The organism is Paenibacillus sp. FSL R5-0475 (assembly GCF_038004585.1).
Taxonomy (GTDB): Bacteria; Bacillota; Bacilli; order Paenibacillales; family Paenibacillaceae; genus Paenibacillus_AQ.
Genome location: NZ_JBBORK010000001.1, coordinates 1,524,161 through 1,537,233 on the forward strand (window position 1 = coordinate 1,524,161; position 13,073 = coordinate 1,537,233).

Sequence of the window (13,073 nt, forward strand, 5' to 3'; positions counted from 1 at the left end):
CTAAGGAATGGAGGCAGCTTCATGATTGAAATTGATTGTTTGGGTGAAATCTGCCCAGTACCAGTAATGATGTTAAAAAAACATCAAAAAGCCATTCAGAAAGGTGAAAAGGTAATGCTAGTTACTGATCATAGCTGCGCAAAAGTTTCTATCACGGATTACTGTCGTGGTTCAAATCTAAAATGTTCCATTCAAGAAGTGATTAATGGAGTATGGGAAATTACGATTGAGGTTTAGGCTCAACACAAAGTATCTATTAAAGTCTTTTCAATATATCGAACTAATTGTTTCGTATCGTTGTCACAGCGCTGATTTTGTTTCTTTATCATGTAGACATCGTTATTGACCTGGAACTGATCAATAGGAATGATCTTGAGTTGTTTACTATACAACTCTTTTTTTATGGACATATAAGGGAGAAAGGCGAGACCATGTCCTCTAATGGCAGCAAGCTTTACCGCCTCAAGAGAGTCTAGATTAAAGAGTATATTTAATTTAAGCTCGCCCATTGACACGGCATTCAAAGCTCTTTGCACACAATGAAGCTGTGAGGACCAGATTAAAGGATAATTCGGGAGCTCAGTCAATGTGATTTTATCAGGGCAAACGGTCGTATTGCTTGCCACCAACATAACTTGATCTGAAAATACCATATGTGACCTTAATTCGGATTTTGGAGAGGGACCGGAAATAAACCCGATATCACCTTCTTCAAGAAGTAAACGTTCTTCTACTAAGGACGATGCCCCTTCATTTAAAGTGATATGGCAATTGGGAAAATGTTTTTTTACCTCATACAAGGTACAAGGGAGAGCATAATTACAGACCTCCGGAATTGCATAAATAGACAGCTCTTGTTGTGTTGGCTGTAAATGATTGATTTCTGTGATCATATCATCATACAATTTACAGATTTGCTCCACGTACTTCTCCGCAATAATCCCTGCTTCGGTTAGGCTAGCGCCTTTATTACTTCTCACAAAAAGTTCAGAACCTAGGGTATTCTCCCATGATTTCAACTGCTGACTAAGTGCGGATTGGGTGATATGAGATTTCTGAGCGGCTTTAGATATACTTTTTAACGAAGCTATATCTAAAAACAATTTAAGCGTTTCCATATTCATACTTATTCCTCCTGTTGCCCGCTGTTAGTGCACACTATAGCATATATGATTACGCTCCATCTGTGCCATTAGTAACACTTATACAGCATAAAGAAAGCAGATAACCACAGCTTAAATAAGTATGTTACTATTTTCACATAGTCAATTACATAAAAACGATGGAGGTGTTAGACTATGGGGCAAACCGTAAGTCCCGAAACGAGATCTACCCGAACTAGAGCTCCTAGAAAACCTAAAAAGAGTCAGTTGCCCATCGCGTTGCTGGTCACTGCTCTCATTATTGGGTTTGGTTTTTTCCTAGACCATTCCCACGATAAAATGGTTGTCTACCTGCTTTTCGGTATTTCGTTTGGCGTTATTTTACAAAGATCACGTTTCTGCTTTACTGCATCACTTAGAGATCCCTGTATTACAGGCAGCACATCAGTTACAAGAGCGGTTCTTATTGCATTTTCTCTCGCTACGATCGGATTTACAGCCATTAAGTATCCAGCGTTCCTGGAAGGTAAACCGATTCCTGGGATGGACAATGTGGGTCAGATCAGCTTAGCTTTGATCATTGGTGCTGTATTATTCGGAATTGGCATGGTTATCGCGGGTGGATGCGCTTCGGGTACATTGATGCGTGTAGGTGAAGGATTCACGATGCAGATGCTTTCACTTGTGTTTTTTGTCATTGGTTCACTTTGGGGATCACATGATATGGGGTGGTGGAGAGCTAACGTTATAAAGGATGCACCAACTGTATTTTTACCAGACGTCTTTGGTTGGCTTGGAGCACTGGTTGTTCAGTTCCTGATTATTCTTCTGTTATACATTGCAGCTGTTAAATGGCAAGAGAAAAAGATGGGAAGCGCAGATTAGTTTAGATTATTACGTGAATATTTTCACTATTGTTATTCCAAAAAAATATAAAGGTGGTTTTTAAAATGGCTGAATTTACACTTGATTGCATGGGAGAAGCTTGTCCGGTTCCGTTAATGAGAACAGAAAAGAAAATGACTGAACTCAATGTAGGTGATGTACTAGTAGTAGCTATTGATCATAGCTGCGCAATGAAGAACGTTCCAGAATGGGCGAGAAAACAGGGACATAATGTGGAAATCGAAGAGGTTGATGATGGCGAGTGGGAAGTTGTTATTGAGAAGGTAAAATAGGATCGCTGAGTAGGAAAGGACGGTGAATGAAACGGTGAACGAATTCTGGTTGAAGATATCGTCTAACCGCTTTTACAAGCGCTTGCTCAAAGAACCGTTTACTTATGTAACTGGAGCTGTACTTCTTGCTGTGTTCGCTACAGCACATCTGGCTGTTTTCTCTAAAGGATGGGGAGTAACTAGCGCTTTTGCAGATTGGGGAGCTTGGTTGTATCGATTAGCAGGCGGAAATGTAGATCAATGGGCATATTTTAGTTCGGAAAAAGCACAAAAAACATTATCTTCCGGATTTTTGAATGATGGTGGTTCGATTCGAAATCTAGGGATAATATTAGGTGCTTTAGCAGCGACTTTGTTTGCTTCCGAATTCAAGTTGAAGAAAATTAAGTCCAAAAAGCAGGTTGTAGCAGCGGTACTTGGTGGATTACTCATGGGGTACGGAGCTAGACTGGCTAATGGATGTAATATTGGTGCATTGTTTACGGCTATAGCTTCTTTATCGCTTTCAGGATGGATATTTGGATTGTTCCTGCTGGTTGGCGCATTTATAGGCAGTAAATTATTAGCCAAATTCTTTATGTAAAAGTGAAATAGGCTGAGCTTGTAGCGCTGACGAGAGTCAGCCTATTTTATTAAGGCACAGACTCACAGGAGGGACAAAAGGAATGGAAAAGAAGACAGAACAGTATGATGTCGTCATTATCGGTGGCGGGGCTGCTGGTTTAACAGCGGGAATCTATTGTGGACGTGCAAAATTAAAGACTCTTCTCTTGGAAAAATCACTTGTAGGTGGTCTTGCCACTTATACTAATGAAATAGAAAATTATCCTGGTTTTCCTGAAGGAACGACCGGTACAGATCTTATGGGATTATTTCATAAACAAGCTAAGAAATTTGGTGTGGATTTTAAAATGACAGATGTAAAATCTGTTTCGGTAGCGGAAGATATTAAGGTAGTGGAGACCTTTCGGGTTCGTTATGAGTGCAAGGTCATTATTATAGCCAGTGGGGGAAAACCAAGAATTACCGGGGCAGCAAATGAAGATATGTTCTTATATGATAAAGGAATTTCTTTCTGTGCAACCTGTGACGCTGCAGCAAATACGGGAAAGACGGTTATGGTTGTTGGCAGTGGTGATGCAGCTATTGAAGAAGGAATGTTTCTGACCAAGTTTGCAGATAAAGTAATCGTTTCTGTTATGCATGATCATGGGAAAATGGATTGTAATGAAATTGCCAAAACGCAGGCACTAGAAAACCCTAAAATGGAATTCATGTGGAATACGGTGGTAAGTTCTTTCGAAGGTGAGGAACGTTTGAATTCCGTCGTCCTGAAAAATTTAAAATCTAATGAACTGCAAAACGTAAAGGTTGATTCATGTTTCTTATTTATTGGATATACCCCGAACACAGAAATTTTATCAGGTGTAGTTGAGTTGAATCGAAATGGATATATCCTAGTCAATGAAAAAATGGAAACAAATATACCTGGTGTGTTCGCAGCAGGCGATGTATGTGATAAGTTCCTTAAGCAAGTGGCTACAGCTGTCGGTGATGGTGCCATTGCAGGGTATGGTGCAGAGAAGTATATCTCTGAATGTGAGACCTATGAGCATCAAATTCTAAATCAAGGAAAACCATCCGTTGTTTATTTATGGAATGCAACTGATCCTTCTTGCCGGGAGCTATTACCACTCTTTGAGGCTTTTGAACAATCCCATACTGAGATCAGGGTCACAAAGGTAGATGTATATAAGTCACCCGGACTTGCTGCCAAGCTAGGAATAGATTCAGTTCCTTCTATTGTTTATCTAGATGATGGAAAGATACAAAGAGTAATTACAGACAAGATAAGTGATAACATATTGAATGCTCTAACGAATTGATGAAAAAGCCCTATGCAGATATCTCTGCATAGGGCTTTTTTAAATTATGCTTTTATTAAATTGGACGAGCTATTTCAAGAAAGTGTCAAAGTATCAATAATAGTTGTTTTGTCATATACCTTTGAAAGCGCTTAGATATTAAGATTAATTCATAAGATAGCAAATCAACGGAGGGAGAGTAGAGGAGAACCAAGGCTGCAAAAAGAGAGAAAGCCATGAAAGATGCTTTATTTATAAGAATCTAGGTTTAGGAGGACTTACATATGGCGAACGCAAGCGTCGCACCAGACAAGACATCAAGACCGAATCTCGGCAAGCATCGGACCAGCGGGATAAGACGCTTTTTTAAGCAAATAGATCTGCAGCTTATGGTATTGCCAGCACTTGTTTTAGTTTTTATTTTTGCCTATATCCCCATGTACGGTATTCTAATCGCTTTTCAAGATTACAAGTTAGGTAATAGCTTTATTAGCAGTGATTGGGTTGGATTAAAGCACTTTATTTACTTCTTTAATGCTCCTGAATTTGAAGTGGTTATGAAAAATACAATCATAATCAGCTTACTGAAGTTCTGTTTTGGATTTCCCGCACCGATTATTTTGGCGTTAATGCTGAACGAAGTTCGTAAGATGTTCTTTAAACGGGTTATTCAGACCGTTACATACTTGCCTCACTTCTTATCTTGGGTGGTTATCGGCTCGATGGTTACCTCGATGCTATCCGTTGATAATGGCAGTATAAATATGCTGCTTGAGAAATTGAGATTTATCGATGAACCGATTAACTTCCTTTCTATGACCGAATATTTCTGGGGCATTTTAGTTACAACCAATGTATGGAAGGAAATTGGATTTGCCTCGATCGTTTACTTAGCTGCCATTGCTGGTATTGATCCGCACTTATACGAAGCTGCTTCGATGGATGGTGCGAGTCGCTTTAAACAGATATATTTGATTACGTTGCCTTCCATTATGCCAGTTGTGATTATCTTTATGATTCTGGCGATCGGTAATCTGGTGAATGCAGGATTTGAAGATATTTTGATCCTTGCTTCCAATCCGGCTCTACGAGAGGTATCAGATTCAGTTGATGTATATGTTGTACGTGTCGGTATAGATAACTTCAGGTACTCCTATGCGACTGCTATCGGATTGTTCAAGGCCGTTATCAGTGTGACATTACTTACCTTTGCAAATTTCATTGCCAGAAGAGCGGGAAACAGCTTGTGGTAATGAATTACTCAATATAGGGGGACTGAATTATGAAACGTACTAACATAGGAGACCGATTGTTTATTGGATTCATATATGTATTCTTGACCTTACTGGCATTCTCCGCGTTTTATCCATTTTGGAATTCACTTGTGATTTCTTTTAATGAGGGGATGGATACTTCCAAAGGCGGAATTACTTTCTGGGTCCGTGAGTTCACGCTTGAGAATTATAAGATCGTATTTGAAGATTCTCGTTTAATGGGTGGATTCGTCATTGCAACATTGCGGACGGTAATTGGTACAGTAACAGCGATATTGGCCACTTCGATATTTGCTTATGGGATGTCGAAGCGCGAACTAATGGGTCGCAAATACTACATGATTATGTGTATCATTACAATGTATTTCGGCGGGGGACTCATTCCGTCATACATGCTTATCAGAAGTTTAGGCCTCTTCAACTCATTTTGGGTGTTTATTATTCCTGCACTTGTCAGCGTATGGAATATGATCATATTCCGGACCTTCTTCCAAGGTCTTCCGCAAGGTTTAGAGGAGTCAGCAAAGATTGATGGCTGCGGATACTGGGGAACTTTTCTCCGAATCGTACTTCCCTTGTCAGGGCCAGTAATCGCAACATTATCATTGTTCACAGCAGTCAATCACTGGAATGAGTGGTTCGTAGCGAGTATTTACATTACGAAAGAGGAGTTAATGCCGATTCAGACCATCTTGAGACAGATATTGTTCTCTAATATTGCTTCAGAACAGCTGTCTAATGTAGATGCAAGTTCCATTGCTCATATTAACTCAGCCAAGAAAATAACGTCGAAGTCATTAACGATGGCTACGATCATGGTTGCAACCATTCCGATTGTATGTGTATACCCATTCCTACAAAGATTCTTCGTTAAAGGTGTCTTGGTCGGATCATTGAAAGAGTAGGATGATAGAATGAGATGGGGTTTAGAGCGTATTGCTTTGAACATAGATTACAAATTGAAAGGGGAAAATACATTGAAGACTAAGAGAAAGATGCTTCTCGGAACGTTGTCTACCTTGCTATTGTCGACTGTGGTGGCGGGTTGTAGTGGCAACAATTCAAGCGCTCCAGCTGCAACTGCTGAACCAGTGAAAGAAGGAGGAACAGCGGTTAACACAGCAACTGAAGCTCCAGCGGCTGATTTGTATGAGTTAGGGAAAGAACCGCTTGAAGTATCATTCTACGGAAACTACGGCTGGTATCAAATGCCGAAATGGGGCAAAGATGCTGCTTCTAAATGGATTTTAGATAATTTGAAAATCAATGTCACTGGAATTAGCTCTGGCGGTAATAATGCTCAGAAGCTGCAAACGATGATTGTTGGTAATGAGCTGCCGGATATTGTATGGACTGAGAAAGGTGCTGACGTAGAGCGTCTTCGTCAAGCGGATATGCTAGTTCCTTTGGATGAATACATTGATAAATATCCAAACTTTAAAAAGTACTTAACAGCTGGACATTTGGAATTGCTTCGTTCTCCTGATGGTAAAATCTATCAGCTGCCGAATTATTATACAACACAGCCAAACGGTAATGCCGGTTATGCGATCAATAAGAAAATTTACAAAGAACTCGGTTCTCCTAAGCTAGAGACTACGGATGATTTGTATGCTTACTTAAATGCTGTTAAAGCGAAGTTCCCAGATGTTATTCCGTTTGAGACTGGCTTAGCGAAAGATGGTAACGGTATTGACCAGTTATTCTCCTCTTTTAAAGAGAATAACCTTTCGTATACTAGAATATATGCTGTACCTGATGGCGACAAAATGGCTTCCATTTACAAAGATGAAGGGTTCCGTGAGTCCGTTGTCTTTGGTGCTAAATTAATGCGTGAGAAGCTTATGACACAGGATGCGAATACCCAAACAGAAGACCAAATTAGAGAGAAAGCGATGAATGGCAAGTTCGCTGTGATTGCGACATTCGATCCGATGAAGTTGCTGGCTACTGCTGATGAAGAGATGAAGAAGAAAAATCCGGAAGATGGTTATATGTTTATTAAACCAATCTACAAACCGGGCTTGGATCAAAGTAAAATCACTCCGGGAACGTACAATCAGTTAGGCTGGAACGTGGCTACAATCACTAAAAATGCTAAAAATCCAGAAGCTGTATTCGCAATGCTTGATTGGATGACAGGTGCAGAAGGTTCAATGGTTCTGAACTGGGGCCCTCCAGGACCAGACGCTTACTGGGATGGATTTGAAGCAGATGGACTTACTCCTAAATTTAATAAAGATAAATATCTAAATGAGCCAGAAGCATTGTCTGAAATCAGTGGTAAGGCTGGTGACTTGGTTTGGGTAGGAAACACGGTTTTCTTGGATAATACGAAGAAAATGATGTTGCAAACCCTTCCAGCTGATAAGATCGACTTTAGTAACCGTTGGCAGATGGAAGTAACGTGGGCTTCACAAGGCGACTTTACGGAGTTCCTAAACTGGGATCCGGCTCCAGACAGTGAAGAAGGTATTATCAGACAAAGCGTTAGAGATATCTGGCTAACTGCTAGAGCGAAATCAATGTATGCGAAGACTGATGCAGAAGCATTAGCCATTCTTGACAAAGCACATGATGACTCCATGAAGGTTGGTTATGAGAAATTCCTTGATTATGTTACAAAAGTATGGACAGAAAACAAGAAAGCTTTAGGAAAATAATAATTAGTAATACGAAGGTTTGCTACTAGGCAAGCCTTCGTTTTTACGTTGTATTCTGATGACTCATTGTTTATAGGCTGTTAGACACATTTATGAATGGTATACTGGGAAAGAGTAATGGTAGAATTTACAGGGATAGATTTATGCATTTCAAAGGGGGACTTGTTGATGTACAACGTATTATTAGTAGACGATGAGATGCTGGATCTAGAAGGTATGAGACAATTTATTCCTTGGAATGAGCTTGGTATGGAAGTTGTAGAGGCAGCAAATAACGCGTTTACCGCGTGCGATATTTTAGATCAGCATGTTATTGATATTATCGTAAGCGATGTGAATATGCCGAATATGTCGGGCCTTGAGCTGGCTCGAATTGCTATAGAGAAAAAAAAGGATATACGCGTGATATTTGTAAGCGGTTACCAAGATTTTAGCTATGTTAAGCAAGCACTGTCACTAAAGGCGTATAGCTACGTCCTTAAGCCAATGGATGATAGTGAACTCATTGCTGCACTTCAGAAAGTAAGGCAGGATTTAGACGATGAACGTAAACGCCGTGATGTTGAAGAAGCCTATCAGCATATGATTCCAATGGCCAAAAATGATTTGTTGATTCGCTTATTTGAAGGGGAATGGGAAGGGGAAGAGGGTAGCCAGGCCGGAATGTTGTCGCTTGTGAAGTCATACGGTTTGGATAAGCTGAATTGGCCTGTTCGTGTAGCCGTCTTGGAGCTTGACTACTTCAACTGGCTTCAAGAACAGGATAATCTATCTAAACATCAAATGGCTAAGGACTTCCTTTATGAAGTGAATAGAATAGGTCAGAAGCACGGAATGCCACATTGCTACAAGGTATCGTCCTATCGGATTGCATTATTGATTAACGAACAGGAAATGGAAAAGTTCACTGAGGATATTTACGCCTCGATTCGTGCGAAGTTTCCAGTCACAATGACTGTAGGTGTAGGCAAACCAACATTTTCTATGGAACAGATTCATATCTCCTATCGACAAGCTATGGAAGCTGTGGACGGAAAAATGTTTATTGGCAAAGGCAATCTTATAATGTATGAGACCGTTAGCAGTGAACCAGGGATGATCGATGCTCGTATGTTAGATACCCGTATGGATACGTTGTTTAAAGCGGTGAAAGAGTATGAGTTAGTACTTATTTATGATGAGATCGACAAGTTATTCCGCTCTGTAAGTAGTTTAAGATCCAAATTCACTATTCATAATCTGGCAATGTATATCATTTGGAAGCTGGATCAGCAGTTAAAGGATGTTAGTGAGGATTTATTTGAAATTTTAGGTATGGAAATACATAGTTTAGATGTTTTACACCAATTCGATACGATCAGTGATATTCGTTCGTGGCTCGTACTCAAAACGTTTGAGATCTCCGAGTACCTGCGTAGTAAATCAGATTCAGTGAACCATAAATTGATTAGAGAAATCATCCAAACGATGCAGGACAGAATGAGCGATAACTTTACGCTTAAAGATATTGCGCAGCAGTTCTCTTTCTCCCCTAACTATTTGGGCTATCTATTCAAAGAAGAAACAGGGAAAACGTTCAGTGAAGTACTTACACAGCTTCGAATGGATCAAGCAGGCAAGCTTTTAAAAGATCCGACCTGCAAAATCTATGAAATCGCTAGCAAGGTAGGCTACCGGTATCTCCCTTATTTCAGCAGACAGTTCAAAGAGGCTTATGGTATGACACCTATGGAGTATCGTAAGCGCGACAAGTGATGGGGGATGATGTTCTATGAAAATACGAAGAAGACATAAGTATGTGCCGATTGGGTATAAGTTAATGCTGACGTATATGTTTTTTATTATTATCCCTATATCCTTGATAGGGTTCGTCTCTCATTCCATGTATAATGATTCATTACGCGAACATATCAATACGAATATTAAAGGAACGTTATTGCAGATTCGTGACAATATTGATTATAAAATGGACGAAGTTACTCGAATATCAACGCAATTATACAGTGATTTTGATTTTTATCGGAATCTTCGGAGTTATGAGGAAGGCTGGGAAAATTACGATCGGATGTCTAAGAAGGTGCTGCCGAAGCTTGACGTAGCTATTCAATCTACAGGTGTGAAGATAGGGATGTCGCTATTCTTAAAAAATGAATCGATCCCTGAGATCTATTCGAATTCACTTGAGGGCTATTTGGATAATAGTAGCTTTTATCATCTCTACCACATGAAACGGATTGAAGGTAAGTCCTGGTATTATGATTTTCCAACTGAAAAATACGCTGAAACTATGAAATGGTGGCAGATCGAGAGTGATGTAGAGAATAATCGCATCTCGTTGCTCCGTAGACTAATTGATACATACGAGCCTCTTAAGCCTAAAGAGATAGGATTCCTGCGGATTAATGTAAGGATTCCAGATCTATTTGACAGTGTCAATTATACGAAGATAGGAAAAGGAAGTAATTTAATTATAAAGAACGAATTTGGAAGAACGATGTATCAATCGGGTGAACTACCGGAGAACTATACTAATGAAGCCGAACTAAATAAGGATTACCTAACGATTAAAGAAACGATAATGGTTGCTAACCAAGCATGGCAATTAATCGCGCTTGTTCCGATTGCAATCCTTGAAAAGGATGCAATGAAGGTACGTTTGTTTATTATTTTAATGTGTCTCATATGCTGTGTGGTTTTTAGCTTTGTTGGCATATTTATATCCCGTTATTTTTCGATTCGGATTAATAAGTTTGTATATGTGCTTAATGCTTATCGGGAAGGTGATCTTCACAAGCGTATAAAATATCGAGGGAAGGATGAATTCTCTCAGATAGCAACCGCGCTGAATGATATGGGTGAAAATATTGATATGTTGATTAAAGAGGTATATTTGACTCAGCTCCAGAAGAAGGAAGCGGAGCTTGAAATCCTACAATCGCAAATCAACCCACATTTCCTGTACAATACTTTGTCATCTATAATTCAATTAGCAAAGTTTGGTCAAAATGAGAAGCTGCAGAAGATGGTACTGGAATTAGCGAAGTTTTATCGTTTAACGCTTAATGAAGGCCGTACGATGATTCCGGTTCCAACTGAAATTGAGCAAGCAAACGCCTATTTAGAAATCCAGAAAATTAAATATGGTGACCGCTTGGAGGTTATGTTTGATTTTGATACTGAGATCTGGCCTTATGAGACCATTAAACTGATTCTACAACCCTTTATCGAGAACGTGCTGAAGCATGCTTGGTGCGGCGATCACATTCATTTACGGATTGTAGGACGTAAGGAAGGCGATAATATTCTCTTCCGTATTATTGACGATGGTATTGGCATCAGACAAGAGCGTATTGATCAAATTTTCGATTCGAAGGGACATACAAATACAGGTTATGGCGTCCGTAATGTGGATCAACGGATTAAACTGCAATATGGACCTGAGTATGGCGTAAGTATTTTTAGTCGTGTGGGAATTGGAACATCGGTTCAGATCCTGATTCCTGCCAAAAAAAGAAAGTAAGCGGAATTGCAGTGATGATATAGAGAAGGGGTCATTAAGCTAGCGATAACTAGCTTAATGACCCCTTTGATTATTCAAGTGAAAGTTAGAAACCTTTGTATTGAGGTTCTTCTGACTCTAATTCGGTTACCCGATTTTCAACCTGTGTAACGATTTGTTGCGTTTGCTCAGCTGCATTTGTGAATAAAGTTTTTGCACTTTCGTTTTGTGTTTCAAGTGCAAATTGCTCCAAGCTCGCTTGAGCGCCTTTTAAAGAAGATAAACATGTTTTAACTTGTGAGGCTACTGTCATTAGGTTTCTCTCCTCTGTTTTAAGTTTCTAGCATGACGTTTCCTATTGTCCTCAACCGTTACTTTAGTTATGCAGGAAAAAAATAGAAGCTTTACATGTTAACCGATTTCCATAAATAAGTAGTCTAATTCAGGATTGAATGGACCTTTTTTGACAAATAATGAGTGTTACTAAACAAGTGTTGATTTAAAAAAGGAGGAAAATTGTGATGCCGGAGTGGTTGGAGGTTGTAGTACGAACACTCTTTGCTGTGGTTGTGCTTTTCTTTTTAACTAAATTACTGGGGAAGAGACAAGTATCGCAGCTTTCGTTCTTCGAGTATATTACGGGGATAACCGTCGGCAGCTTAGCCGCCTATATTTCTTTGGATACGGATAAGTATTGGCATTTAGGACTCATTGCACTGATTGTATGGGTCGCTTGTTCTTTAGGAATTGAATGGCTTCAGATGAAGAGTAAAAAAGCAAGAGACTTCATTGACTTTAAGTCCACCGTTCTTATAAAAGACGGGAAAATACTTGAAGATCATATGAAAAAGGAACGTTTAACAACAGATGAATTATTGGAAGAGCTACGTAAAAAGGATGTATTCAATATATCTGAAGTGGAATTTGCGATTATGGAGTCTGATGGAGCGATTAATGTTCTGCTTAAGAAGGAGTATCTCCCTCTATCGGCAAAAGACCTGGGTGTGAAGGTTGCCCCACAGAAAGAGTCACAAGCCGTCATTATGGATGGAAAAGTATTAGATAAACCGTTAGATACCTTAAATCTGACTCGCAGCTGGCTTGATGGAGCGCTAGAGAAAATGGGGCTAACCGTCGAGAATGTATTTCTCGCTCAAGTTGATTCTTATGGAGAGCTGACAGTCGATTTGTATGCCGACAACTTTAAAGTTCCACAGCCACAAGATAAACCACAATTATATGCGTTGCTAAAAAAATGTGAAGCGGATCTGGAAATGTTCAGTTTGTCGACAGAAAATGAAAAAGCTAAAAAAATGTACGAACAATGCTCAGAGCAATTGCAAGCATCTTTGAAAGTACTAAAGCCTTTAATCCAAAGTTGATGTGCTACAAAGCTCATACCCAAAAGCAAGAAAGAACCGATTTTTCACATCGGTTCTTTTTTTCGTATACAGCTGAATGGAGTACGAAGTATAAACCTCGTAAACAATT

At 39.6% G+C, this 13,073-nt stretch carries 13 protein-coding genes; 11 read left to right on the forward strand and 2 right to left on the reverse strand.

What is annotated here, in order from left to right; translation table 11 throughout:
* Positions 1-21 precede the first annotated feature (21 nt).
* Complete coding sequence (locus MKX41_RS06755; protein ID WP_042187842.1) at positions 22-237, forward strand: sulfurtransferase TusA family protein; 216 nt, start codon at positions 22-24, stop codon at positions 235-237.
* 2 nt (positions 238-239) lie between these two features.
* Here the strand turns inward: MKX41_RS06755 and MKX41_RS06760 are convergent, their stop codons facing one another.
* A complete protein-coding gene (locus MKX41_RS06760; RefSeq protein WP_340969229.1) occupies positions 240-1,124 on the reverse strand; it encodes a LysR family transcriptional regulator in 885 nt (294 codons plus the stop codon).
* Between the two features lie 174 nt (positions 1,125-1,298).
* Here MKX41_RS06760 and MKX41_RS06765 point away from each other — a divergent pair, with 174 nt between their 5' ends.
* The 9 genes from MKX41_RS06765 (at position 1,299) to MKX41_RS06805 (ending at position 11,603) form a co-directional block, all read left to right on the forward strand.
* Complete coding sequence (locus tag MKX41_RS06765; RefSeq protein ID WP_042187846.1) at positions 1,299-1,988, forward strand: YeeE/YedE thiosulfate transporter family protein; 690 nt, start codon at positions 1,299-1,301, stop codon at positions 1,986-1,988.
* Between the two features lie 65 nt (positions 1,989-2,053).
* On the forward strand, positions 2,054-2,281 hold the full coding sequence (locus MKX41_RS06770) for a sulfurtransferase TusA family protein (protein ID WP_036678256.1): 228 nt from the start codon (positions 2,054-2,056) through the stop codon (positions 2,279-2,281).
* A gap of 22 nt (positions 2,282-2,303) precedes the next feature.
* Positions 2,304-2,864: a YeeE/YedE thiosulfate transporter family protein gene (locus MKX41_RS06775; protein WP_256716256.1), complete on the forward strand. Its 561-nt coding sequence runs from the start codon at positions 2,304-2,306 to the stop codon at positions 2,862-2,864.
* 82 nt (positions 2,865-2,946) lie between these two features.
* Positions 2,947-4,167: an FAD-dependent oxidoreductase gene (locus MKX41_RS06780; RefSeq protein WP_340969232.1), complete on the forward strand. Its 1,221-nt coding sequence runs from the start codon at positions 2,947-2,949 to the stop codon at positions 4,165-4,167.
* A gap of 263 nt (positions 4,168-4,430) precedes the next feature.
* Positions 4,431-5,399 (forward strand): ABC transporter permease, encoded by a 969-nt coding sequence (locus tag MKX41_RS06785; RefSeq protein WP_042127372.1) that lies wholly within the window; start codon positions 4,431-4,433, stop codon positions 5,397-5,399.
* A 29-nt stretch (positions 5,400-5,428) separates the two neighbouring features.
* On the forward strand, positions 5,429-6,325 hold the full coding sequence (locus MKX41_RS06790) for a carbohydrate ABC transporter permease (RefSeq protein WP_042127373.1): 897 nt from the start codon (positions 5,429-5,431) through the stop codon (positions 6,323-6,325).
* A gap of 72 nt (positions 6,326-6,397) precedes the next feature.
* Positions 6,398-8,083, forward strand: a complete 1,686-nt coding sequence (locus tag MKX41_RS06795) for an extracellular solute-binding protein (RefSeq protein ID WP_143759369.1) — start codon at positions 6,398-6,400, stop codon at positions 8,081-8,083.
* A gap of 168 nt (positions 8,084-8,251) precedes the next feature.
* Positions 8,252-9,838, forward strand: coding sequence for a response regulator transcription factor (locus MKX41_RS06800; protein ID WP_340969233.1), 1,587 nt, complete (start codon positions 8,252-8,254; stop codon positions 9,836-9,838).
* A gap of 16 nt (positions 9,839-9,854) precedes the next feature.
* Positions 9,855-11,603 carry a sensor histidine kinase gene (locus MKX41_RS06805; protein WP_076286367.1) on the forward strand — a complete coding sequence of 583 codons (1,749 nt, stop codon included), beginning with the start codon at positions 9,855-9,857 and terminating at the stop codon, positions 11,601-11,603.
* 85 nt (positions 11,604-11,688) lie between these two features.
* Here the strand turns inward: MKX41_RS06805 and MKX41_RS06810 are convergent, their stop codons facing one another.
* Positions 11,689-11,895, reverse strand: a complete 207-nt coding sequence (locus MKX41_RS06810; RefSeq protein WP_036678243.1) for a DUF1657 domain-containing protein — start codon at positions 11,893-11,895, stop codon at positions 11,689-11,691.
* Positions 11,896-12,103: 208 nt separating this feature from the next.
* Between MKX41_RS06810 and MKX41_RS06815 the strand changes: the two genes are divergently transcribed.
* Entirely contained in the window at positions 12,104-12,964 is an 861-nt protein-coding gene (locus MKX41_RS06815) for a DUF421 domain-containing protein (protein ID WP_042187856.1), read from the forward strand.
* Positions 12,965-13,073: the final 109 nt, after the last annotated feature.